Raw genomic sequence first — 21,852 nt, 5'->3', positions numbered from 1 at the left:
TCAGCGCAGCGGCCCGTTCGCCACCGGCGGGTCGAACACCGGCGTGCCGTCGCCGCGATAGGTGATCGGCTGGATGCGGGTGTGGCGGTTGGGGTCGAACAAGGGATCGCCCTTGATCGCCGCATAGTCGCGCGCATGGAACACCAGCATGTCGCGGCCCTGCTCGTCGACGGTGAAGCTGTTGTGCCCCGGCCCGTAGACGTTGTGCTCGGGCGACGAGGTCATCACCGGCACCGGGCTCTTGCTCCACGCCTTAGCGTCCATCAGATCGGCGTCGGCGCGGGCGGTCAACATGCCGAGGCAATAGCGCGCGTCGGTGGCGCTCGCCGAATAGGTCATGAACAGCCGCCCGTGCCGCGCCAGCACCGCCGGTGCCTCGTTGACCTTGTAGCCGCGGGTTTCCCAGTCGAGGTCCGGCACCGACAGGCGCACCGGCTTCGCCGCCAGCGTCAGCGGCGTGGCGAGTGGCGCCAGATAGAGGTTGCAATTGGTCGCGATCCCCGGCTCCTTCTGCGCCCATGCCAGATAGCGCGTGCCGCGATGGACGAAGCTGGTCGAATCGAGATTGAACGTATCCCACGGTGTCTCGAGCTGGCCGAGCACCGACCAGCTGCCGGTCATCGGATCGACGCCGTCGCAGACGATCGCATAGGTGCGGATATGGAAGACGTCGGCGCCGCCGCCGCTCGGTCCGGCGGCGAAATACATGATCCACGTCCCGCCGATCCGATGCAGTTCGGGCGCCCACAGGAAGCCGGAGAGCGCCCCGCTCGCCTCATGCCGCCACAGCACCTTTTCGCTCGCCGTCGACAGGCCCGCCAGCGTGCGCGACCGGCGCAGCACCAGCCGGTCGTATTCGGGTACCGAGCCGGTCATGTAATACCAGCCGTCGCTGTGCCGGAAGACCTGCGCATCGGCACGCTGGCGGACGAGCGGGTTGACGATCGGCACCGCCGCCGTCTTCGCCAGCGCCGGCGCGGCGACCGCCAGCGCGGCACCGGAGAGGAACAGGCGGCGGGACGGTTCGGTCATCGGTGACGCTCCTGACGGCGGACGGCGCTGACGGCCACGTCCGTTACGGACGGATCGTCGGCACCTGCTCCGTCCAAGTCAAGGCGGGGCACCCGGTCATTCCGCCGCGCGCGTCCAGGCGTCGCGTTCGGCGAAGACGCGCGCCACCTCCGCCATATTCTCCGAACCCCAGACGCATAAGGGCGCCAGCGCCGCCGCCAGGCTGTGCCCGAGCGGGGTCAGCGTATAATCGACGCGCGGCGGCACCTCCTGATGATCGTGGCGAGCGACGATGCCGTCCGCCTCCAGTTCCTTGAGGTGCTGGATCAGCATTTTGTCGCTGACCCCGCGGACCGCGCGGCGCAGCTCGCCGTAGCGGCTCGGCGACTGGCACAGGAAATAGACGATCAGCGGCTTCCACTTGCCGGCGATGATACGCAGCGTCGCGTCGAGGCCGCAGGAAAACACAGGGGGTGAAGCAATATCGTCCATATTCCGGTACTTACCAAAAGGTGCATACTTGTCGATAGGTTTGCACGCCGCCAGCTCTGCCGCTCCTCGAATGGAGACAGGCTATGAACAGATTGCAGGGCAGGACGGCAGTGGTGACCGGTGGCGGCAGCGGCATCGGTCTGGCATCCGCCAAACGGTTCATCGACGAAGGCGCGTTCGTCTATATCTTCGGGCGGCGGCAGGCGGCGCTTGATGCCGCGCTGGCGACGCTCGGTGACAAGGCGCGCGCGGTGCGCGGGTCGGTCGACGACCTCGCCGATCTCGACACGCTCTACGACACGGTCCGGGCGGAGCGCGGCCAGCTCGACATCCTGCTCGCCAATGCCGGCACCGGTGCCTTCGCCGCGCTCGGCGCCATCACCCCGGAGCATTACTACCAGATTTTCGACGTCAACGTGAAGGGCCTGCTGTTCACCGTGCAGAAGGGCCTGCCGCTGATGCGGGCCGGCGGGTCGATCATCCTGACCGGATCGACCACCGGGGTGATGGGGACGCCGCAGTTCAGCGTCTACAGCGCCACCAAGGCGGCGGTGCGCAATTTCGCCCGCAGCTGGGCGCAGGACCTGCGCGGCACCGGCATCCGCGTCAACGTGCTCTCGCCGGGACCGACGCGCACCGACCTCGCGCTCGAGGTCGTCGGCACGGAGGCGTTCGAGGCGATGGGCGCGACGACCCCGCTCGGCCGGCTCGGCGACCCCGCCGAGACCGCGGGTGCTGCGGCGTTCCTGGCGTCGGACGACAGCAGCTTCATGACCGGCAGCGAGCTGTTCGTCGACGGCGGCATGGCGCAGATCTAACGGCACGCGGCCCGGAGGCGCCGCGTCCGGGCCGCGACAGCCGTGCGATCGAAGGGCGGGCGGCATGTCACACCTGCCACGCCTGTCTCGTCTTCTCGCCGGGCGCGATCCTGCGCCGAGGGAGATCGACGATGACGCCACGTATCCGCAACCCCCATGCGCTCGCCCCCGAAGCCGTCAGGGCGATGGCTGCGCTGGAACAGAGTTTCACGCACAGCGGGCTCGACCATAATCTGCTCGAACTGGTCAAATTCCGGGTGTCGCAGATCAATGGCTGCGCCTTTTGCCTCCACATGCACTCGGGCGATCTGCGCCGCCACGGCGAAACCGAATTGCGCCTCTACATGCTGACGGCCTGGCGGGAGTCGACGCTCTACACCGATCGCGAACGCGCGGCGCTCGGCTGGGCGGAGGCGTTGACGCGCTTGCCCGAGACGCAGGCGCCCGATGTCGACTATGACGCGCTGGCGGCGGCATTCACGCCCGGCGAGCAGGTCTGGCTGACGATGGCGATCGGGGCGATCAATATCTGGAACCGTGTGCAGGTCGGCTTCCGCGTGCCGCATCCGGTGGACGATGGCTGACGCGGCGGCGTTCGAGGCGGAGCGGCCGCGGCTGCTCCGCCTCGCCTATCGGATGACCGGTTCGTTCGCCGAGGCGGAGGACGTGGTGCAGGACGCCTGGCTGCGCTGGGCACGGGCGGACGCGGTGGCGTCGCCGGCGGCATGGCTGACGCAGGTCGTCACGCGCCTGTGCCTCGATCATCTCAAATCGGCGCGGGTACGCCGAGAGACCTATGTCGGCGCGTGGCTGCCGGAGCCGCTGCTCGTCGTCGACGGGGCGGAGGAGATGGCGGACGACCTCACGCTGACGCTGATGCTGGCGCTCGAACGCCTGTCGCCGCTGGAGCGCGCCGCCTTCCTGCTCCACGACGTGTTCGACGTCGCGTTGCCCGAGGTGGCGGCGGCGCTCGACCGTGCGCCGGCCGCGGTGCGGCAACTTGCGGCGCGGGCGCGTCGTCACGTCGGCGAGGCGCGGCAACGCTATCCGGTGGGGCGCAGCGAGGCGGCGCGGATCGCCGGTGCCTTCTTCACGGCGGCGCGCGACGGCGACGCGACGGCGCTGTCGGCATTGCTCGCCGAGGATGTGATGATCCACGCCGACGGCGGCGGCCGCGTCCTCGCCTTCCGCAATGCGATCCGCGGCATGGACCGCGTCCTGCGGCTGTTCGCCGGCCTGCACCGCAAATATCGCGGCGAGCCGGCCAGGCTGCTGCACGTCGGATCGATCGACGGCCTGCCGGGCTATGTCAGCCGCGAACGCGGCGACGTGCTCCAGACCACGGCACTGGCGGTGCGCGACGAGCGCATCACCGCGATCTACATCGTCCGCAATCCCGACAAGCTGCGCCATCTCGCCGAGTTGCTCCGCCAAACGGCGGGAATGTCAGAGAAAAATGGTGCTGCCGGTGAGGATTGAACTCACGACCTCAGCCTTACCAAGGATGCGCTCTACCACTGAGCTACGGCAGCACTCGACCCGTTCGGGCGAGGTGCGCCTAGAGACGACCCGGGACGCATTGTCAAGCGCTTGTCGTCGCGGCTAGGCAGATCGCATGGCGGACAAGGACGAACGGGCGCAGCGGCTGGCGGCGCAATTGCGGGCGAACCTGCATCGGCGCAAGGCGCAGGCGCGTGCCGCGGCCCAAGCCGTGCCCGCCCCCGATATTCCGGAAAAGCCTGCACAGCCCGACGGATAACCACTCAGCCGAGCGGCGTGCATTTCGCCGCGAGCCAGGCGCGCTCGTCCGCGTCCAGTTCCGGGCCGATGCGGGCGAGCACCTCGGCATGATAGGCGTCGAGCCAGTCGCACTCGTCGCGGGTGAGCAGCGCGGGGTCGATCAGCGTCCGCTCGATCGGTGCGAAGGTAAGCGTCTCGAAGCCGAGCATCGCGCGATCGGGATCGCCGCCGGCGATCGTCACCGGGATGGTGAGCAGCAGATTCTCGATGCGGATGCCGTATTCGCCGGCCTTGTAATAGCCCGGCTCGTTCGAGAGCATCATGCCCGCACGCAGCGGTTCGAGCGAGGCGCCGCCGGGGTAATTGGGCGCAGCGATCCGCTGCGGCCCCTCGTGGACCGCGAGATAGCTGCCGATGCCGTGGCCGGTGCCATGGCCGAAGTCGAGCCCCGCCTCCCACAACGGCCGGCGCGCGAAACCGTCGATCTGTGCGCCGCTGGTGCCGTCGGGGAAGATCGCGGTGGCGATGGCGATATGGCCCTTGAGCACGCGGGTGAAGCGGTCGCGCATCTCGGGCGTCGGCGCGCCGATCGGCATGACGCGGGTGACGTCGGTGGTGCCGTCACGATATTGCCCGCCCGAATCGATCAGGAACAGCTCGCCGGGGCGGATCGGCGCGTTCGATTCCTCGGTGACGTGATAATGCGGGCTGGCGCCGTGCGCCCCGGTCGCCGAGATCGTGTCGAACGACGTGTCGAGCAGCAGCCCGGTTTCCTCACGAAAGGCGAGCAGGCGGGCGGCGGCGGACAATTCGGTCTCGCCGCCCTTGGGGCATTCGGTCTCGACCCAGCGCAGGAAGCGGGTGAGCGCGGCGCCGTCGCGCAGCGAGGCGGCGCGATGGCCGGCGACCTCGACGGGGTTCTTGCGCGCCTTGGCGAGGACGACGGGGTCGCGCAGCGGCAGCACCCTGGCGCCCGCCGCGTCCAGAGCGTCGAAGATCGCGGCGACGGCGCGTTCGGGATCGGCGGCGACGCGCTTGCCGGCATAGCCACCGAGCGCCGCGGCGAAGGCATCCCGAGGGTGCAGGCGGACGGCGTTGCTGAGATGCTGGCGGACCGCATCGTCGATCTTCTCGGGGGCGACGAACAGGTCGGTGGTGCCGTCGCTGCCGACGATCGCATAGGACAAGGCCACCGGCGTGTGCGCGACGTCGCCGCCGCGAACGTTGAGCGTCCAGGCGATCGAATCGAGCGCGGTGAGCACGACGGCATCGGCGCGCTGGTCGGCCAGCCAGTCGGCGATGCCGGCGCGCTTGGCCGCGGAGGATTCACCGGCATAAGCGTCGTCGTGCGGCCCGAGCGTCGCAGGCGAGGGGGCGGGGCGGTCGTGCCACACCGCGTCGACCGGATTGGCCGCGACCGGGACGAGCGTCGCACCGCGGTCGGCGAGCGCGGCGGCGGTATCCTTCACCCAGCCTCCGGTGTGCAGCCACGGATCGTAGCCGATGCGCGCGCCGTCATCGACGTTGGCGGCGAGCCAGCCGGCGACGCTTTCCTGCGGCACCGGGACATAGGCCCAGTCGTCGCCCGACACCTGCTCGCGCACCTGCAACGTATAGCGGCCGTCGGTGAAGATCGCGGCGCGGTCGGCGAGCACCACCGCGCTGCCCGCCGAGCCGCCGAAGCCGGTCAGCCAGCCGAGCCGCTGCGCATAGGCGCCGACATATTCGCTCATATGCTCGTCGGTGAGCGGTACGACGAAGCCGTCGAGCCCGGTGCGGGCGAGTTCGGCGCGGAGCGCGGCGAGGCGAGCGTGATGGGGCGTCATGGGAATGTCCGTAGGTTGGGGCATCTGGCCCTCCGATACTACCGTTCGTGCTGAGCCTGTCGAAGCACGGTGAGACTTATCTGCCCTTCGACAGGCTCAGGGCGAACGGGGGGAGGGCGGATCGGTAAGGCAAAGCGCCGCTTAGGCGATCCGGTCGGGGACTTGGGCGGCGTCGTCGGCGAGCGACTGTTGCGGCGCGACCGCCTCCCACGGGAAGACGAACCAGTCCTTGGTGTCGCGTCGGTCGATCGTGAGCGCGGCATAATCGACGCGCTCGGCCGAGCTGGAGTTGTCGATCAGCGTCGCGAAGCGCAGCACCGCCGCGGTCGCGCCGGCCTGCGCCAGCGTCTTGCGGATATGGCCGATCGTCCGGCCCGAATCGTTGATGTCGTCGACGAACAGCAGTTTCTCGCCGGCGCGCGTGCGTTCGGCGAGGCGGACCAGCGGCGCTTCGGCGAAATCCTCGACCTGGCTGGAATAATCGACCGAGAGCATCGGCAGGCCGGTGGCGTGGCTGAGATAGACCGCCGGCGCGAGGCCGCCGCGGCCGATGCCGATGATGAAATCGGGCGTCCAGCCGCCGTCGCGCACCGCGTCGGCGAGCGTGTGGACCGCGGCGACGAAATCGTCGTGCGCGATGTGGGTGAATGTGGGAAGCGCGGGCATCCGCTTATAATCGTGGCATTGCCGCATCGGGGCAAGGCAATGTGGTTCGCGCGAAGACGCGAAGACGCGAAGGTGTCCCGCCCGCCGCGGACGTGGCCCGTTCTCCACGTCCGTGGGACGGGTGAGGCAGCCTGCAACGCGACCTCTTCGCGCCTTCGCGCCTTCGCGTGATTCATTTTCGCGCAGAGACGCGAAGACGCCGAGATGGTGCGTGCGAGGCGAGCGACGTGACCTAGCCCTGTTTGAAGAGCGCCTGCGGCGCAGAAGGGCGGAACCCCTCTGCGCCTCCGCGTCTCTGCGCGCAGAACCCTTCTTCGCGTCGCCGCGCGACCCCGATCAGATCGCGTTCAGCGCCTGATCGAAGTCGGCGATCAGATCGTCGGCATCCTCGACGCCGATCGAGATGCGCACCAGATTGTCGGTGATGCCGAGCGCCGCCTTGCGCTCCTCGGGCACCGACAGATGCGTCATCGCCGCGGGATGGCTGGCGAGCGTCTCGGTGCCACCGAGCGACACCGCGAGCTTGGCGATGCGCAGCGCGTCGAGGAAGCGGAATGCCTCCGCCTCGCCGCCCTTGACGATCAGCGAGAAGGTCGAACCCGCGCCGGTGCAATGGCGGCGGTAGATGTCGGCCTGGCGCTCCATTCCCGGCGTGTCGGGCAGGAAGCCGAGATAGCCGACGCGCTCGACCTTGGGATGGTCGCGCAGGAAGGCGCAGACCTTGACCGCATTCTCGCCGGCACGGCTCATCCGCAGCTCCAGCGTCTCGAGGCTGCGCAGCAGCATCCACGCGGTATGCGGATCGCAGATCGTGCCGATCGTGTTGCGCATCGAGCGGATCGTGTTGATGTGCGCCTTGCTGCCGAGCACGCCGCCCGCGACGAGATCGCTATGCCCGCCGGCATATTTGGTGAGGCTGTAGACGACGATATCGGCGCCGTGGCGCAGCGGCTGCTGCCACAACGGCCCGAGGAAGGTGTTGTCGATCGCGATCGGCGGCTTCTCGTCGGCATCGGCGAAGATCGCGTCGCGGCTTGCCGCCACCGCCTCGATATCGACCAGCGCGTTGGTCGGGTTGGCTGGGCTTTCGAGATAGATCAGCGCGACATGGCCGGTCCTGGCTTCGGTCATCACCGCGTCGATCTCCTCGCGCGTCGCACCGGCGGGGAAGTCGAGCCACTTGACCCCGAACTTGCCGAGGATGCGGCCGATCAGCGTCTCGGTCGCCGCATAGAGCGGGCCGGAGTGGACGATCGTGTCGCCCGGCTTGGTCATCGCGAGGAACAGCGTGGCGATCGCCGACATGCCGCTGGAGAAGGCGAGGGCATCCTCGGCCTCTTCCCAGATGCCGAGCCGGTCTTCGAGGATCTCCTGATTCGGGCCGTTGAAGCGCGAATAGACGAGGCCGTCGGCGCCGCCCGGGCGCTTGCCGGTGACGCCCTCGAAATGGCGCTTGCCCGCGGCGGCATTGGGGAAGACGAAGGTCGAGGTGAGGAAGATCGGCGGCTTCAGCGCGCCTTCCGACAGCGCCGGGTCGAAGCCGTGGCCCATCATCATCGTCGAGGGACGCAGCTTGCGGTCGCCGATCTTCTCGACGCCGATGTCGGTGGCGGCAGGGCTCGGGGTGCCGCCGGCGCCGGTCAGTTCTGCTTCGTCGGGCATGGTCTTCTCCTTGATGGCGAAGAGCATAGCCGCGGATCGTAACGGATGACACCAGTTTGCGGTTGGTGGTGGGAGATGTGGGCGGACGCGTCCCAGTTCGTCATCCCGACGAAAGTCGGGACCCATGGATACGGTGCCGTCCGCGACAGTGCGCATCATCAGCCGCCCGCACCCATGGGTCCCGGCTTTCGCCGGGATGACGAGGAGGGCGATCCTTACCCAACGCCGATCACGCTGATCTGCCGCCCGTAATCCGCTTCGCCGCGGTGCGTCGCACGGCGGAAGCTGTAGAAACGCTCCTCGTCACTATAGGTGTCGAGTCCGAGCGCCTCGATCCGCGTCACGCCCGCGGCGGCGAGGCGATGCGCGACATAGGCTTCGAGATCGAACTGGTGATGATCGGCGCGGCCGTCGGCGAAGAAGCGCTCGTTTGCCGCGTCCGCTTCGGCGAAGGTGCGCAGGAAGCCGTCGTCGACCTCATAGGAGGCGCGCGCGATGCACGGCCCGATCGCGGCGACGATCCGCTCGCGTCGCGCGCCGCGCGTCTCCATCGCGGCGAGCGTCGCATCGGTGACGCCGCCGAGCGCACCCTTCCAGCCGGCATGCGCCGCACCGACGACGCCCGCATCGCGATCGGCGAACAGCACCGGCGCGCAATCCGCGGTGAGGATACCCAGCAGCAGCCCCGGCCTGTCGGTGACCAGCGCATCCGCCCGCGGCCGCGCCGCCTCGGCATAGGGCGCGGTGACGACCACCGCTTCGGCCGAATGGATCTGGTAGACGCCGAGCAGCGCCGCGCCGGGCAGCACCGCGTCCGTGGCGAGGCGGCGGTTCTCGGCGACCGCGGCGGGATCGTCGGCCGAGCCCAAGCCGGCGTTGAGCCCGGCAACCATGCCGTCCGACACGCCCCCGCGGCGGCCGAAAAAGCCATGCGGCACGTCGCCGAGGCGGCGCGCGCGGATCACCTCGACGCTCACAGTGCGAGCCGCATCAGATGGTCCTCGTCGGCATGATTGCCGACCATGAAGGTGTAGATGCCGATCTCCTCGAAGCCATAGCGTTCGTAGAAGCGCCGCGCGCGATGGTTGTCGACATAGACCGACAGGAACAGCTCGCCCGCGCCGCGCGCCCGCGCGGTGGCGATCACCCAGTCCATCATCCGCGCCGCCAGCCCGCTGCCCTGCTGCGACCCGCGCAGGTACAATTGGCGCAGCTCGATCATCGTGCCGGCGGGCGTCACCGGCAGCGAATGCGGCCCCAGCTTCGCGAACCCCACCGCCGCGCCGTCGTCCTCGGCGAGCAGGAAGGCGAAGGCGGGGTCGGCCAGCTCCGCCCGCCATTGCTCCACCGTCAGCCCATCGAGGAAGCTCGCCAGATCGGCGGGGTCGTAGAGCGAACCGAAGGTTGCGGTGAAGCAATCCGCCATCAGCGCGGCGATCGCCTCGGCATCGGCAACCGTCGGGTTGCGCAGCCTCGCGGTCATGCGCCGAACGCCGCCGGAGTGGGCCAATCGTGGTGCGTCACCGCCAGCGCCTTGAACAGCATCCCCATGTTTCCCATCAATCGCGCGCGGTCGGCGAGGATCGTCTCGGTCCGCTCGGGCGCATGGCGGGCGAGCGCGGTGGCACGGCCGTCGATGCCGAGCTGCCCGAGCAGGTCGCGCTGCGTCACCGGCCCCCAGGCGACCGCGCCCGCCGCCTGCGCCGCGGCGGCGAGCGTGGTGAAGTCGACATGCGCCGAGAGATCCACCTCGCCCGGCGTCTCGAACGGATTGGCGAAGCCGTGGCCGCGCACCGCCTGCAACGTCTCGCCGAGCGCCGGCCCCTCGTAGCCGTAATCGACTGCGAGCAGCGCGCCGCCTTGTACGGCGATGCGGCGGCCGAGCGCCTGCATCACCGCGACGCTCGCCGGCGAAATCTCCAGCACCGACCCGGCGGGGACGTCGTGCAACGGCTCGGGGAGCAGGTCGACCGGTACGGCCTTGCCCGCGATCGGCAGGAACAACGTATCCTGACAGGCGACGAGCCGTTCGTGCCAGCCCTCTCCCCGGCGGACGAGCTGGCGGATCGGCAAGGCGTCGAAGAATTCGTTGGCGACGACGAGCAGCGCGACGTCGGTGGGCAAGGTGTCGACGCCGTCGTGCCACGTCGCGCCCGGCACGCGCTCGGCCTGCGCGGCACGGAGGACGGGGCTGGTCTCGACGAAATGCACCGCGGGGACGAGGCCCGCCTTGGCCATCGCGCGCAACGCATCGGCAGCGAGCGTACCGCGGCCGGGACCGAGCTCGACCCAGGCGACTGCCGGCCGGCCTGCGCGGTCCCACAGATCGGCGCACCACAGGCCGATCAGCTCGCCGAACATCTGGCTGATCTCGGGCGCGGTGACGAAATCGCCGCGCGCGCCGAACGGGTCGCGCGTCGCATAATAATGCGCGTTGGCGGCGGCCATGAACTGCGACACCGGCATCGGCCCGGCAAGGGTGATCGCGCGCGCGAGACGGTCGGGGAGAGGGGCTTCGGTCACCCGCCCGAAATGACGGTGTGTAGTGGGCGGCGCAAGGGTTTAGCCGCCCTCCGCCTTCCTTCGTCATCCCCGCGAAGGCGGGGATCCAGACGCGCGGGTCCCCCTTTAAGCCGCTACGTCGGCGTGTATGGATCCCCGCCTCCGCGGGGATGACAGATGTGTGGGGGAGGGGTGGCCGAGGATAACTCCCCCTACGCCACGCTCTGCGTCCCCGCGATCGGCTCCACCCGCGTGCGGCGTTTCGGCGCAGTCAGCACGAGGTACAGGCCGCCGGCGATCATCGGTACGCACAGCCACTGGCCCATATGGATGCCGGTCGCCTCGATAAACGAACCGCGGAACTGCGCATCGGGTTCGCGGAAGAATTCGACGATGAACCGCGCCACGCCATAGCCGAGCACGAACAACCCGACGAGCTTGCCCGGCTGGTAGCGCGCCTTGGTCCGCCAGAAGGCGAACCACAGGATCGCGAACAGCACGATCCCCTCCAGTCCCGCCTCGTAGAGCTGGCTGGGGTGGCGCGCCGGCTCGGGCACGTCGAACGGCACGGTCCGCTCGAACACGATCGCCCAGGGCACGTCGGCGGGCTTGCCCCACAATTCGCCGTTCACGAAATTGGCCAGCCGGCCGAAGAACAGCCCGAACGGCACCACGCAGGCGATGTAATCGTGGACCCGCAGCCAGTCGAGCTTGTGCTTGCGCGCGAACAGGATGATCCCGATCGACGTGCCGATCACGCCGCCGTGGAAGCTCATGCCGCCGTCCCACAATCGCAGGATGCGGATCGGGTGGAGCAGCATCTCGGGCGCGTAGAACAGCACATAGCCGATCCGCCCGCCGAGGATGATGCCGAGCGTCGCATAGAAGACGAGGTCGTCGGCATGGCGCCGCGCCATCGGCGCGCCGGGCTGGGCGAGCAATTTGAGCAGATACCACCAGCCGACGAGGATGCCGGCGATATAGGCGAGGCTGTACCAGCGCAGCGTGAAGAAGCCGATCGAGAAGATGTCCGGGTGCAGCCCCAGATCGGCAAAACGGATGTGGCCGCCGCCCGCCGGGACGGCGGTGGGGGCGGCAGCGGCGAGCAACGGCAGGATCAAGGCTTTCCCCCAGGGTTTGGCGTCTGCATAGTGGGCCAAAGGCACAAGACCAAGCGGAGAGAGATATGAGGACGACGCTCGACGTGCGCATGGACGCGACCATGGCGGCGCTGACCGCGCCCGGCGGCATGCTGCCGCTCGGTAGGGTGCAGCGCGACGGCCGCGACTATCCGGTCATCGCCGCCGCGCCGCCCTCGCTCCCTTATTATTTTGCCCATTATTGTCAGGAACATGCGGACAAGACCTTCCTCGTCTCGGGTGACGAGCGGCTGACCTTCGCGCAAGTGTATGCGGTCGCGACCGGGGTCGCCCAGGCGCTGGTCGCCGCGCACGGCATCGCGCGCGGCGACCGCGTCGGCATCGCGATGCGCAACTCGCCGGCGTGGATCGTGCTCTACATGGGTGTGGTGATGGCGGGCGGCGTCGCGACCCTGCTCAACGGCTGGTGGCAGGCCGAGGAACTGGCGGCGGCGATTCGCGAGGTCGAGTGCGCCCTGGTCTTCGCCGACGCGCCGCGGGCGAAGCGGCTCGCCGGCGTGCCCGCGCCGGTGGTCACGATCGACGACACGTTGCCGCTGGCGCAGGCGCTCGCCGCGGTGACCGCCGCCGGCCAGCCCGACATGCCGCTGCCCGCCGTCGGCGCGGAGGATCATGCGACGATCCTGTTCACCTCGGGCTCGACCGGCCAGTCGAAGGGCGCGCTGTGCGATCACCGCAGCGTGATCCAGGGCGTCTTCAACTATCTCGCGCAGGCGCTCACCATGCTCGGCATCGCCGCGCAGGACGGCAACGCGCCGACCGAACAGCCCTCGACGCTGCTGACGCTGCCGCTGTTCCACGTCACCGCGGAGGTGCCGGTGCTGCTGCAGAGCTTCGCGATGGGTCGCAAATTGGTGCTGATGCCGAAATGGGACGCTGGCGAGGCGATGCGGCTGATCGCGCAGGAGCGGATCAGCTATTTCGTCGGCGTGCCGCTGATGAGCTTCGAGATCCTGACCCATCCCGATCGCGCCGATTACGATCTCTCGACCGTCACCGATTTCGCCGCCGGCGGCGCGCCGCGCCCGGTCGAGCACGTCCGCCGCATCGATGCCGAGATGGGCGGCGGCGCGCCGCTGATCGGTTACGGGCTGACCGAGACCAATGCGGTCGGCACCGGCAATTGGCGGACCAACTATCTCGCCAAGCCGAACAGCGCCGGCCGCGCCTCGCCGCCGCTGGTCGATCTCGCCATCCTCGACGATGCCGGCGCACCGGTGGCGCAGGGCGCGCGCGGCGAGGTGGCGATCCGCTCGATCTGCAACTTCCTCGGCTATTGGAACCGGCCCGAGGCGACCGCGGCCTGCATGACTGCCGACGGCTATTTCCGCACCGGCGACATCGGTTATCTCGACGCGGACGGCTATCTGTTCATCGTCGACCGCAAGAAGGACATCATCATCCGCGGCGGCGAGAATATCTCGTGCCAGGAGGTCGAGGCGGCGCTCTACGCGCATCCCGCGGTGGCCGAGGCGGCGGTGTTCGGCCTGCCCGACGCGCGCTTCGACGAGGTGCCCGGCGCGGTCGTCCAGCCGCGCGACGGCGAGACGCTGAGCGAGGGCGAACTGCAGGCGTTCCTGTCCGACCATATCGCCGCCTTCAAGGTGCCGACCCGCATCTGGATCGCCGACGCGCCGCTGCCGCGGCTGGGGACCGAGAAGATCGACAAGGTCGCGCTGCGCGAGACGTATCGGGCGCTGGTCGCGGCCTGAGCGGCCGCTAGTCGGTCAGGCCGTGCATCAGCAGCAGCGCGACGAAGGTCAGCAGCGCCGCCCAGGCGAAGACCAGCAGCGCCGCGGTCCGCCACAGCGCCGAAACCCTGCGCAGCGTATAGGCGCCGCGCAGCTGGCGGTACATGTGCAGCGGCGGCAGCGCGAACACCGCCAGCACGATCCAGCCACTGCCCAGCCCCGCGACGCCGAGCAGCATCAGCGCGATTACCATCAGCATCATGAAGGCGAGGCTGTAGGTGACGAAGATCGCATGGTCGTACAGGCCGAAGCGCCGCCGCCACAGGAACAGCAGGGCGACGAACGGCGTCGAGATCGGGATCAGCAGCCAGCTGTATTTGTAGGCGCTTGATTGCAGCTTGTAGAGCGCGAGACCCGGGTTCTTGCTTGCCTTCTGCAATCCATGGTCGAGTTTCCCCCATCCCGTCTTCGCATTGGTCATCGCGAAGGGGATGTCGCCGGTTTCACCGCCGTTGACGCGTTTGAGCGCGGCGATGGCGGTGCGCAGCGAGGCGATGTCCTTGTCGACCTGTTCCGTCGGCCTGCCCGCGGCGACCAGCTGCGCGCGCTGCGCCTCCGCTTTGTCGAGCCCCTGCTGCGCCTTCTCGGCACCGCGCGCCAGGCCGACGACGTTGCTGTTCATCCGCTCGGGCGTGACCAGTTCGGCGATGTCGCCGCCGAGCGCGCTGATCGTCGCGAACATCAGGAAGACGGTGAACAGGAACAGCGCGAGCGGCGAGACGAAGCGCGCACGCTCGCCGGCGACGTAGCGGCGGGTGAGGTCGCCGGGCCGCCACAGCAGCATCGGCAGCGTCCGCCAGATCTTGCCTTCGAAGTGGAAGACGCCATGCGCGATCTCGTGGCCGATCGCGCCGACGCTGCGATGGACGTGGCCGCTCTGCCCGCAGGCATGGCAATGCGCGCCGATCAGCCGCGTCCCGCAATTGAGGCACAGGCCACTGCCGTGGCCATGGCTTGCGTGTTCGCCCGCATGGGGCTCGACCGCCCGTGCGCCGAGCGCCCCGGTGATGAGGTCGCCTGCTGCTGTGATATCCCCCGACATGGCATGGACGTAGCAAGAGTGCGATCGTGGCGCGAGAGGGGAGATTGTGGTAACGAACCTTATGGCCGACGCAGAGAATCCGACCGAATTGATCGCCGAGATGGGACGGCGCGCCCGCATCGCCGCCGCCACGCTGGCAGGAATGCCGACCGCCGCCAAGGCCGCCGGGCTGCGCGCTGCGGCCGCGGCGCTGCGTTCTGCGGAGGCGCCGATCCTCGCCGCCAACGCGCGCGACATGGCGGCGGGCGAGGCGCGCGGCCTTTCGGCGGCGCTGCTCGACCGGCTGAAGCTCGACGCGAAGCGGATCGACGGCATGGCCGCGGGGGTCGAGGCGGTGGCGGGGCTCGCCGATCCGGTCGGGCAGGTGATCGACCGCAGCGAGCGGCCTAACGGCCTGCAACTCAGCCGCGTCCGGGTGCCGATCGGGGTGATCGGTATCATCTACGAATCGCGCCCCAACGTCACCGCCGACGCCGCGGCGCTGTGCGTGATGGCGGGCAATGCCGCGATCCTGCGCGGCGGATCGGAGGCGGTGCACAGTAACCGGGCGATCCATGCGGCGCTCGCGGCGGGCTTCGCCGCGGCGGGGCTGCCGGCGGATGCGGCGCAACTGGTGCCGGTGACTGATCGCGCCGCGGTCGGCGCGATGCTGGCGGCGGAGGGCGCGATCGACCTCGTCGTACCGCGCGGCGGCAAGAGTCTGGTCGCGCGCGTCCAGGCGGAGGCGCGCGTGCCGGTGCTCGCGCATCTCGACGGCATCAACCACGTCTATGTCGACGGCTCCGCCGATCCCGCGATGGCGCGGGAGATCGTCGTCAACGCCAAGATGCGCCGCACCGGCATCTGCGGTTCGATGGAGACGCTGCTGATCGATCGCGCCTTCCCGTCGGCGGCGATGCTGGTCGAGGCACTCGCCGGAGCAGGCTGCACGGTGCGCGGCGATGCCGATATCGTCGCGGCGACCGGCGTCGCTTCGGCCTCCGCCGAGGATTGGGACACCGAATATCTCGACGCGATCGCCTCGGTCGCGCTGGTCGACGGCGTCGCGGGCGCGATGGCGCATATCGCGCGGCACGGCTCGCACCACACCGACGCGATCGTCGCGGCGGACGAGGGCGTCGCGGAGCGCTTCCTCGCCGACGTCGACAGCGCGATCGTACTGTGGAACGCCTCGACTCAATTCGCCGACGGCGGCGAGTTCGGCCTCGGCGCCGAGATCGGCATCGCCACCGGCCGCCTCCACGCCCGCGGGCCGGTCGCGCTGGAGGGGCTGACGACCTACAAATGGATCGGGCGGGGGACTGGGCAGGTGCGCTGACGAGTTGAGAAGTGGTCGCGCCGCGCCTATACTTGCGGCATGGCCAGCCTTCTGCCGATCACAACCGAAGTCGACGCCGATACGATGGCACTGGTCGATAGCGTCGCGTTGCGCCGTGGTATGAGCAGCCGGGAATTCGCGGCCCAGGCGATCCGTCGTGCAGCGGAGACCGACGCCGATTTTGACTCCTTCATTCAGGCCGGCATCGACTCGCTGGATCGCGGCGAAGGTGTGCCGCACGAACAGGTCATGGCCGAACTTGATGCGATGATTGCCAAGCATCGGGAACGATGCGGATAATTTGGTCGCCGCTCGCGCGCGACGACTTGGCGGCGATCAACGGCTGGCTCACGCGCGAGGCGTCGCCGGCGATTGCGTTGCGGATGCTCATCGCGATCCGCGACCGGGCGCGTTTCCTCGAGAATTTTCCCCGGGGCGGGCGGCCACATCGTCATGGCCATAGAATCCTGCGTATTTTCGACACGCCTTATCTGCTGCGTTACCGTATCCGCGACGAAGCGGTCGAAGTGATCCGCGTTCATCATGAGCGGGAAGATTGGCAAATCGAATTTTGACCCCCACCGGCATTCTCGGCGGGTCGTTCAACCCCGCGCATCGCGGGCATCGTGCGATCACGCTCGCCGCGATCCGCGCGCTCGATCTCGACGAGGCCTGGTGGCTGGTGTCGCCGGGCAATCCGCTAAAGGACGGGGTCGGCGACATGGCGCCGCTCGCGATGCGGCTCGCCTCGGCGAAGCGGCAGGCGCGCCGCGCGCCGATCCGCGCGACCGATATCGAGGCGCGGCTGCACACCCGTTACACGCTTGACACGTTGCGCAAATTGCAGCGCCGCTACCCGCGTCGGCAGTTCATCTGGCTGATGGGCGCGGACAATCTGGCGCAATTCCATCGCTGGCGCGGCTGGCGCGAGATCGCGCGTACGATGCCGATTGCGGTGATCGCGCGTCCGGGGTATGAGCGGGCTGCCCGGGCGAGCGTCGCCATGGGTTGGCTGCGACGCTTCCAACGGCCCGCAAGCCACGCGAAGCATTGGACGATGTGGAGATTGCCGGCACTCGTGCTGTTGCGCTTCCGCCCCGACCCTACCTCCGCTACCGCGGCCCGTGCGGCCGATCCCGACTGGCACCGGCGCCACCCGGCCCAGCAACCCAGGAGTCCCCTTGGCGACTAACCCCCAAGCCGTGCGTCCGGCCGACCCGGCCGAAGTCGACGCGCTGCACCGGCTGATCATGGCGTCTCTCGAAGACGATCAGGCCGAGGACGTGATCACCATCCCGCTCGCCGGCAAGTCGACGATCGCCGATCATATGGTGATCGCCAGCGGCCGTTCGACGCGTCAGGTCGCCTCGATGGCGAACAAGCTCGCCGAGAAGATCAAGGCCGAATTCAAGCGTAGCGTACGGATCGAAGGCCTGCAGACCGCCGACTGGGTGCTGATCGACGCGAACGACGTCGTCGTCCACCTGTTCCGGCCCGAGGTGCGCACCTTCTACAATCTGGAACGGATGTGGCAGTTCGGCGATACCGTGTCGTCGTCGCTGAAGCCGCTGCCCGTTCCCCCCGCCGCTTCGACGCCCGAGGCCTGACATCCTTCTGCATGTCGTGGCGCGCGGACGGATCGGACGTTCGCCCGAGGCCGAGCTGGTCGCGCGCTACCTCAAGCGGATCGTCTGGCCGACGCGCGTCACCGAGCTGCCCGACGCCGGCGGCAAGCTGCCCGCGCTCGAGGCGCAGACGGTCCGCGTGCTGCTCGACGAAAAGGGCGAAGTGCTGGGGTCGCTCGACTTCGCGCGCCGGCTGGAGCGCTGGCGCGACACCGGCACGCGCGAGGTGCGCTTCCTGATCGGTGCGGCGGATGGCTTCGGCGATGCCGAGCGCGCCGAGGCGGACCTGTTGCTGTCGTTCGGGCGCGCGACCTGGCCGCATATGCTGGCGCGGGCGATGCTGGCGGAGCAATTGTTCCGCGCGACGTCGATCCTCGCGGGACATCCGTACCACCGGGAGGGGTGATGGCCGGCGCGTCGCTGTCATCCCGCCGCGACGGGAGGGCGTCGAGAGCGCCGGAAGGGGGCAGGCGGATCGCTGTGTGGTGCCTCGCGCTGCTCGCGCTCGCGCTTCCCGCGCAGGGCCAGACCCTCACCGATCAACGCCAGCGCCTCGCCGCTGCCCGGCGCGACGCCACGCTCGCCGCACGCCGCGCCGACGATCTCGCCCGCGATGCCGCCGCCGAACGCGACGCCGCCGACAAGGCACGCGCCGAGGAGGCGGCGCTGACCGCCCGCGTCGCCGCTGCCGAAGCGACCCTCGCCGCCGCTCGTGCCCGGCAGGCGATCGTCGCGCGGCTGCTCGCCGACCAGCAGGGCCGTCTCGCCGCGCAGCAGCAACCCGTCGCGCGCCTGCTCGCCGCGCTGACCGCACTTGCCCGCCGCCCCGCGCTGGTGGCGATCGCCCAGCCCGGCTCGGTCGACGATCTCGTCCACGTCCGCGCGGTGCTCGGTGGCGCGCTGCCGGTGGTCCGGGCGCGTACCGACGCGGTGCGTCAGGCGATCGCGCGCACCCGCGCCTTGCAGGCCGACGCCGCGCTCGCCGCCACGGCGCTGCGCGACGGGCGCGTGCGGCTCGAAGCCGATCGCACCGCGCTCGCCCGTCTCGAGGCGACGCACCGCCAGCGTAGCGAGACGCTCGGCCGCACCGCGATGAGCGAATCGGACCGCGCGCTGGCGCTCGGCGAGCGTGCCCGCGATCTCGTCGATTCGCTCGGCGCCGGCGATGTCGCGCGCGTCCGCGCCGCCGATCTCGCCGCCCTGCCGGGGCCGCTGCCGCGCCCGCTCGCTGCGGGCAGCATCGCGCCGACACCCGCTCGCGGCGTCTATCGGCTGCCGGTACGCGGTCGCCTCGTCACCGGACTCGACGAGATTTCCGACGCCGGTGTCCGCGCGCGCGGCCTGACCTTCGCCGTCGCCGCCGATGCGCCGGTAATCGCGCCGGCGGGCGGCATCGTCCGTTATGCCCGCGCCTTCCGCGGCTATCGCGGCATCGTCATCATCGATCATGGCGATGGCTGGACCAGCCTCGTCACCGGCCTCGGCGCGACCCGCGTCCGGGCCGGCGAGCGCGTCGCCGCGGGCATGCCGCTCGGTCGCGCGGCCGCCGGCGAGGCGCCGCAGATCACCGTCGAGCTGCGCCGCCGCGGCCGGCCGATGGACATTGCCGCGCTGCTCGGCTGAGCCGGCCGCGAAGTCAGCCTGCATTCAGCCGCGCTGCGCTTTGCTCCGGCCCGAGAATGCGGCTAAACGAGCCAAGTCTCTCCGCCTTCAGGATGTTCGATGGCCCGTCCGCTACTTACCGCGACTGCACTCCTCGGCTCGCTGTCCCTCATCCCGCTCGCGACGCAGGCGATGGCCGCGGTCGACACCGATACCTATCGCGAATTCGACCAGTTCCTCGACGTCTTCAACCGGATCAAGTCGGACTATGTCGACAAGGTCGACGACCAGAAGCTCATCAAGGGCGCGATCCAGGGCATGCTCGCCAGCCTCGATCCGCATTCGAGCTACGTCGACGCGCTCGACTATGACAATCTGCGCATCCAGACCGAGGGCAATTACGGCGGCCTCGGCCTCACCGTCCAGATGGAGGACGGCGCGGTCAAGGTCGTCGCACCGCAGGAGGATGCGCCCGCGCAGCGCGCCGGCGTCAAGTCGGGCGATTACATCACCCATATCGACGGCAAGCTGATCTATGGCGAGACGCTCGACGAGGCGGTGGCGCTGATGCGCGGCAAGCCGGGCACCAAGATCAGCCTGACGCTGGTGCGGCCCGGCCAGACCAAGCCGGTCGAGGTGACGATGAACCGCGAGGTGATCGTCCAGAAGCCCGTAAAATGGGAAGTCCGCGGCGACGTCGGCTACGTCAATATCAACACCTTCTCGGAAAGCACCGGCGCCGACACCCGCGCCGCGATCATGGCGATCGACAAGAGCCTCGGCCACCGCCCGCTCGGCTATGTCGTCGATCTGCGCGACAATGGCGGCGGCCTGCTGACGCAGGCGATCGCGGTCAGCGACGCCTTCCTCGATCACGGCGAGATCGTCTCGCAGCGCGGGCGAGAAAAGAGCGACATCGAACGCTATTTCGCCAAGCCCGGCGACGACGCGCACGGCCTGCCGGTCGTCGTGCTGACCAACCCCGGCACCGCCTCCGCCTCGGAGATCGTCGCCGGCGCGTTGCAGGACCATCACCGCGCGCTGGTGATGGGCGAGCGCAGCTTCGGCAAGGGTTCGGTGCAGACGCTGCTGCCGCTCGGTCCGCAGACCGCGCTGCGCCTCACCACCGCGCGCTATTACACGCCGTCGGGCCGCAGCGTGCAGGAGGGCGGGATCGAGCCCGACATCAAGGTGCCGCAGATCAGCGACCCCGATTTCAAGTCGCGCCCGGTGTTCCGCGAGGCCGATTTGCGCCGCCACCTCATCAACGAGGTCAAGGCGGACAACAAGATCCTCGAGGAGGACACCAAGGACGATCCGCGCTTCGCGATGACCGCCGACCAGCTCAAGAAGCAGGGCATCGACGACTTCCAGCTCTATTATGCGCTGAAGACCGTGGCGCGGCTCGGCGGCCCGGCGCAGGTCGCCGCCGCGACCAAGCCCCGCCCGATCCCGGCGGCGACGCCGACCCCGCCGGCGAAGTGAGGTCGGAATGACCCGTAACGAGCGCCTCGCCCGCTGGATCGCGCTGCTGCTGCCCGCGGCGCTGCTCGCCGGCGCATGGGGCTCGCAGCTCGTCGGGCATCTCTACCCGTGCGAGATGTGCCATTGGCAGCGCTGGCCGCATTATGCCGCGCTGCCCTTCGCTTTGCTCGCCTTCGTCGTGCCGCAGCGGAGCATCGCCAAGGCGTTCGTCATCGTCGCCGCGCTGCTCATCGCGGTGTCGGGCGCGATCGGCGTCGCGCATGCCGGGGTCGAATATCATTGGTGGAACGGCTTCACCGCCTGCACCCAGACGGTCGACCTGCGCGGCCTCGGACCCGACGCGCGGCTGGCGGCGCTGATGAGAGCACCGGTGATCCGCTGCGACGTCGCGCAATGGAGCCTCGGCGGGATTTCGCTCGCCGGCTTCAATGCGATCCTTTCGCTTGGCGGCGCCGGTCTTATCTTGTGGCTGATGAGGAAAGCGCGATGACGGCAGAGACCCCGCAGCCCGCCCGCCGGTGGAAGCCCGGCGACCGGCGCGAACCGACCGAGGCGATGATCCGCGTCGATCAGGCCGGCGAATTCGGCGCGATCCGCATCTATGCGGGTCAGCTCGCGGTGTTTGGCGATCGTCATCCGGCGAGCCGCGCGATCCACCATATGGCGAGCCAGGAGGAACGCCACCGCGCCTTCTTCGACGATCTGATCGTCAAGCGCGGCGTCCGCCCGACGCTGCTCCAGCCGATCTGGGACAAGGCGGGGTTCGCGCTCGGCGCGATCACCGCGGCGATCAGCCCCAATGCGGCGATGGCCTGCACCGCGGCGGTCGAAACCGTGATCGACACCCATTATCAGGAGCAGCTCGACGAACTCGGCGCGAGCGAGCCCGAGCTGACCGAAGCGATCCGCGACTTCCAGGCGGAAGAGCTGGAGCATCGCGACCATGCGCTCGCCGCCGGCGCCGAAAATGCCATCGCCTATCCGGTGCTGAGCGGGCTGATCCGGCTCGGTACGCAGGCGGTGATCGCCGCGGCGAAGCGGATTTGAGAGGAAGACCCATGCGTAGGATCATCGCCACCGCCCTGTTGCTGACCGCCGCCGCGGCGCCGGCCCAGCAGGCGACGCCCGGCGCGGCGCAGGTGACGTCGACCC

General features: G+C 69.4%; 24 protein-coding genes, 1 tRNA gene and 1 pseudogene. 15 read left to right on the top strand and 11 right to left on the bottom strand.

Features of this window, described 5'->3' with window-relative positions; translation table 11 throughout:
- Positions 1–6 precede the first annotated feature (6 nt).
- Positions 7–1,032: pseudogene (locus FFS23_RS07925) on the bottom strand (glycoside hydrolase family 43 protein); the annotation flags it as partial.
- Positions 1,033–1,128: 96 nt separating this feature from the next.
- Positions 1,129–1,479 carry a winged helix-turn-helix transcriptional regulator gene (locus FFS23_RS07920; RefSeq protein WP_349303954.1) on the bottom strand — a complete coding sequence of 117 codons (351 nt, stop codon included), beginning with the start codon at positions 1,477–1,479 and terminating at the stop codon, positions 1,129–1,131.
- A 107-nt stretch (positions 1,480–1,586) separates the two neighbouring features.
- On the opposite strand from FFS23_RS07920, the gene FFS23_RS07915 reads away from it, so the two are divergent.
- The 3 genes from FFS23_RS07915 (at position 1,587) to FFS23_RS07905 (ending at position 3,800) form a co-directional block, all read left to right on the top strand.
- Positions 1,587–2,321 carry an SDR family NAD(P)-dependent oxidoreductase gene (locus tag FFS23_RS07915; RefSeq protein ID WP_137898167.1) on the top strand — a complete coding sequence of 245 codons (735 nt, stop codon included), beginning with the start codon at positions 1,587–1,589 and terminating at the stop codon, positions 2,319–2,321.
- 131 nt (positions 2,322–2,452) lie between these two features.
- The gene (locus FFS23_RS07910) at positions 2,453–2,905 is read left to right on the top strand and encodes a carboxymuconolactone decarboxylase family protein (RefSeq protein ID WP_038664848.1); all 453 of its coding nucleotides are present in this window, start codon (positions 2,453–2,455) and stop codon (positions 2,903–2,905) included.
- On the top strand, positions 2,898–3,800 hold the full coding sequence (locus FFS23_RS07905) for a sigma-70 family RNA polymerase sigma factor (RefSeq protein ID WP_137898166.1): 903 nt from the start codon (positions 2,898–2,900) through the stop codon (positions 3,798–3,800). The genes FFS23_RS07910 and FFS23_RS07905 overlap by 8 nt, the downstream gene beginning before the upstream one ends.
- Here the strand turns inward: FFS23_RS07905 and FFS23_RS07900 are convergent.
- A tRNA-Thr gene (locus tag FFS23_RS07900) sits at positions 3,779–3,853 on the bottom strand. The two genes, FFS23_RS07905 and FFS23_RS07900, sit on opposite strands and share 22 nt — an antisense overlap.
- A gap of 83 nt (positions 3,854–3,936) precedes the next feature.
- Here FFS23_RS07900 and FFS23_RS20055 point away from each other — a divergent pair.
- Positions 3,937–4,080, top strand: a complete 144-nt coding sequence (locus FFS23_RS20055) for a hypothetical protein (RefSeq protein WP_171009420.1) — start codon at positions 3,937–3,939, stop codon at positions 4,078–4,080.
- Between the two features lie 4 nt (positions 4,081–4,084).
- Here the strand turns inward: FFS23_RS20055 and FFS23_RS07895 are convergent, their stop codons facing one another.
- The 7 genes from FFS23_RS07895 to lgt form a co-directional block, all read right to left on the bottom strand.
- On the bottom strand, positions 4,085–5,887 hold the full coding sequence (locus FFS23_RS07895; protein WP_137898165.1) for an aminopeptidase P family protein: 1,803 nt from the start codon (positions 5,885–5,887) through the stop codon (positions 4,085–4,087).
- A gap of 141 nt (positions 5,888–6,028) precedes the next feature.
- Positions 6,029–6,553 carry a phosphoribosyltransferase gene (locus FFS23_RS07890; RefSeq protein ID WP_137898164.1) on the bottom strand — a complete coding sequence of 175 codons (525 nt, stop codon included), beginning with the start codon at positions 6,551–6,553 and terminating at the stop codon, positions 6,029–6,031.
- Positions 6,554–6,889: 336 nt separating this feature from the next.
- Positions 6,890–8,215 carry a cystathionine gamma-synthase family protein gene (locus FFS23_RS07885; protein WP_137898163.1) on the bottom strand — a complete coding sequence of 442 codons (1,326 nt, stop codon included), beginning with the start codon at positions 8,213–8,215 and terminating at the stop codon, positions 6,890–6,892.
- Between the two features lie 215 nt (positions 8,216–8,430).
- On the bottom strand, positions 8,431–9,192 hold the full coding sequence (pgeF, locus tag FFS23_RS07880; RefSeq protein ID WP_137898162.1) for a peptidoglycan editing factor PgeF: 762 nt from the start codon (positions 9,190–9,192) through the stop codon (positions 8,431–8,433).
- A complete protein-coding gene (locus FFS23_RS07875; RefSeq protein ID WP_137898161.1) occupies positions 9,189–9,698 on the bottom strand; it encodes a GNAT family N-acetyltransferase in 510 nt (169 codons plus the stop codon). The genes pgeF and FFS23_RS07875 overlap by 4 nt, the downstream gene beginning before the upstream one ends.
- Positions 9,695–10,681, bottom strand: a complete 987-nt coding sequence (locus tag FFS23_RS07870; RefSeq protein ID WP_137898216.1) for a class I SAM-dependent methyltransferase — start codon at positions 10,679–10,681, stop codon at positions 9,695–9,697. Before FFS23_RS07870 ends, FFS23_RS07875 begins: the two co-directional genes overlap by 4 nt.
- A gap of 248 nt (positions 10,682–10,929) precedes the next feature.
- Complete coding sequence (lgt, locus tag FFS23_RS07865; RefSeq protein ID WP_038664861.1) at positions 10,930–11,838, bottom strand: prolipoprotein diacylglyceryl transferase; 909 nt, start codon at positions 11,836–11,838, stop codon at positions 10,930–10,932.
- Between the two features lie 65 nt (positions 11,839–11,903).
- Between lgt and FFS23_RS07860 the strand changes: the two genes are divergently transcribed.
- The gene (locus FFS23_RS07860) at positions 11,904–13,589 is read left to right on the top strand and encodes a class I adenylate-forming enzyme family protein (RefSeq protein WP_137898160.1); all 1,686 of its coding nucleotides are present in this window, start codon (positions 11,904–11,906) and stop codon (positions 13,587–13,589) included.
- A gap of 7 nt (positions 13,590–13,596) precedes the next feature.
- On the opposite strand, the gene FFS23_RS07855 is transcribed toward FFS23_RS07860, so the two are convergent.
- Positions 13,597–14,670, bottom strand: a complete 1,074-nt coding sequence (locus FFS23_RS07855; RefSeq protein ID WP_137898159.1) for a DUF3667 domain-containing protein — start codon at positions 14,668–14,670, stop codon at positions 13,597–13,599.
- A gap of 61 nt (positions 14,671–14,731) precedes the next feature.
- Here FFS23_RS07855 and FFS23_RS07850 point away from each other — a divergent pair, with 61 nt between their 5' ends.
- The 10 genes from FFS23_RS07850 to FFS23_RS07805 all read left to right on the top strand — a co-directional run bounded on the left by FFS23_RS07850 (position 14,732) and on the right by FFS23_RS07805 (position 21,747).
- Entirely contained in the window at positions 14,732–15,988 is a 1,257-nt protein-coding gene (locus FFS23_RS07850; protein WP_137898158.1) for a glutamate-5-semialdehyde dehydrogenase, read from the top strand.
- Positions 15,989–16,027: 39 nt separating this feature from the next.
- Positions 16,028–16,288 (top strand): CopG family ribbon-helix-helix protein, encoded by a 261-nt coding sequence (locus tag FFS23_RS07845; protein WP_137898157.1) that lies wholly within the window; start codon positions 16,028–16,030, stop codon positions 16,286–16,288.
- Between the two features lie 26 nt (positions 16,289–16,314).
- Positions 16,315–16,563: a type II toxin-antitoxin system RelE/ParE family toxin gene (locus FFS23_RS07840; RefSeq protein WP_171009419.1), complete on the top strand. Its 249-nt coding sequence runs from the start codon at positions 16,315–16,317 to the stop codon at positions 16,561–16,563.
- Entirely contained in the window at positions 16,560–17,180 is a 621-nt protein-coding gene (locus tag FFS23_RS07835) for a nicotinate-nucleotide adenylyltransferase (protein WP_038664877.1), read from the top strand. The genes FFS23_RS07840 and FFS23_RS07835 overlap by 4 nt, the downstream gene beginning before the upstream one ends.
- A gap of 10 nt (positions 17,181–17,190) precedes the next feature.
- Positions 17,191–17,595: a ribosome silencing factor gene (rsfS, locus tag FFS23_RS07830; RefSeq protein WP_038664880.1), complete on the top strand. Its 405-nt coding sequence runs from the start codon at positions 17,191–17,193 to the stop codon at positions 17,593–17,595.
- A 1-nt stretch (position 17,596) separates the two neighbouring features.
- Positions 17,597–18,019, top strand: a complete 423-nt coding sequence (locus FFS23_RS07825; protein ID WP_137898155.1) for a 23S rRNA (pseudouridine(1915)-N(3))-methyltransferase RlmH — start codon at positions 17,597–17,599, stop codon at positions 18,017–18,019.
- Between the two features lie 74 nt (positions 18,020–18,093).
- Positions 18,094–19,236, top strand: a complete 1,143-nt coding sequence (locus FFS23_RS07820) for a murein hydrolase activator EnvC family protein (RefSeq protein ID WP_249340587.1) — start codon at positions 18,094–18,096, stop codon at positions 19,234–19,236.
- A 99-nt stretch (positions 19,237–19,335) separates the two neighbouring features.
- Entirely contained in the window at positions 19,336–20,700 is a 1,365-nt protein-coding gene (locus FFS23_RS07815; RefSeq protein WP_038664886.1) for a S41 family peptidase, read from the top strand.
- A 7-nt stretch (positions 20,701–20,707) separates the two neighbouring features.
- Entirely contained in the window at positions 20,708–21,190 is a 483-nt protein-coding gene (locus tag FFS23_RS07810) for a disulfide bond formation protein B (RefSeq protein WP_137898153.1), read from the top strand.
- A complete protein-coding gene (locus FFS23_RS07805; protein ID WP_038664890.1) occupies positions 21,187–21,747 on the top strand; it encodes a demethoxyubiquinone hydroxylase family protein in 561 nt (186 codons plus the stop codon). The genes FFS23_RS07810 and FFS23_RS07805 overlap by 4 nt, the downstream gene beginning before the upstream one ends.
- Positions 21,748–21,852: the final 105 nt, after the last annotated feature.

Source organism: Sphingomonas sp. 2SG (assembly GCF_005503285.1).
GTDB lineage: Bacteria > Pseudomonadota > Alphaproteobacteria > Sphingomonadales > Sphingomonadaceae > Sphingomonas > Sphingomonas taxi.
The sequence above is the reverse complement of the archived record's forward strand: the minus strand, read 5'-3'. Positions and strand labels throughout refer to the sequence as shown.

Bases quoted from the DNA above. Each gene is read 5' to 3' on its own strand.
- FFS23_RS07915 (WP_137898167.1), top strand. From the start codon at position 1,587: ATGAACAGATTGCAGGGCAGGACGGCAGTGGTGACCGGTGGCGGCAGC.
- FFS23_RS07910 (WP_038664848.1), top strand. From the start codon at position 2,453: ATGACGCCACGTATCCGCAACCCCCATGCGCTCGCCCCCGAAGCCGTC.
- FFS23_RS07905 (WP_137898166.1), top strand. From the start codon at position 2,898: ATGGCTGACGCGGCGGCGTTCGAGGCGGAGCGGCCGCGGCTGCTCCGC.
- FFS23_RS20055 (WP_171009420.1), top strand. From the start codon at position 3,937: ATGGCGGACAAGGACGAACGGGCGCAGCGGCTGGCGGCGCAATTGCGG.
- FFS23_RS07895 (WP_137898165.1), bottom strand. From the start codon at position 5,887: ATGACGCCCCATCACGCTCGCCTCGCCGCGCTCCGCGCCGAACTCGCC.
- FFS23_RS07890 (WP_137898164.1), bottom strand. From the start codon at position 6,553: ATGCCCGCGCTTCCCACATTCACCCACATCGCGCACGACGATTTCGTC.
- FFS23_RS07885 (WP_137898163.1), bottom strand. From the start codon at position 8,215: ATGCCCGACGAAGCAGAACTGACCGGCGCCGGCGGCACCCCGAGCCCT.
- FFS23_RS07875 (WP_137898161.1), bottom strand. From the start codon at position 9,698: ATGACCGCGAGGCTGCGCAACCCGACGGTTGCCGATGCCGAGGCGATC.
- FFS23_RS07870 (WP_137898216.1), bottom strand. From the start codon at position 10,681: ATGCCGGTGTCGCAGTTCATGGCCGCCGCCAACGCGCATTATTATGCG.
- FFS23_RS07860 (WP_137898160.1), top strand. From the start codon at position 11,904: ATGAGGACGACGCTCGACGTGCGCATGGACGCGACCATGGCGGCGCTG.
- FFS23_RS07855 (WP_137898159.1), bottom strand. From the start codon at position 14,670: ATGTCGGGGGATATCACAGCAGCAGGCGACCTCATCACCGGGGCGCTC.
- FFS23_RS07850 (WP_137898158.1), top strand. From the start codon at position 14,732: ATGGCCGACGCAGAGAATCCGACCGAATTGATCGCCGAGATGGGACGG.
- FFS23_RS07845 (WP_137898157.1), top strand. From the start codon at position 16,028: ATGGCCAGCCTTCTGCCGATCACAACCGAAGTCGACGCCGATACGATG.
- FFS23_RS07815 (WP_038664886.1), top strand. From the start codon at position 19,336: ATGGCCCGTCCGCTACTTACCGCGACTGCACTCCTCGGCTCGCTGTCC.
- FFS23_RS07810 (WP_137898153.1), top strand. From the start codon at position 20,708: ATGACCCGTAACGAGCGCCTCGCCCGCTGGATCGCGCTGCTGCTGCCC.
- FFS23_RS07805 (WP_038664890.1), top strand. From the start codon at position 21,187: ATGACGGCAGAGACCCCGCAGCCCGCCCGCCGGTGGAAGCCCGGCGAC.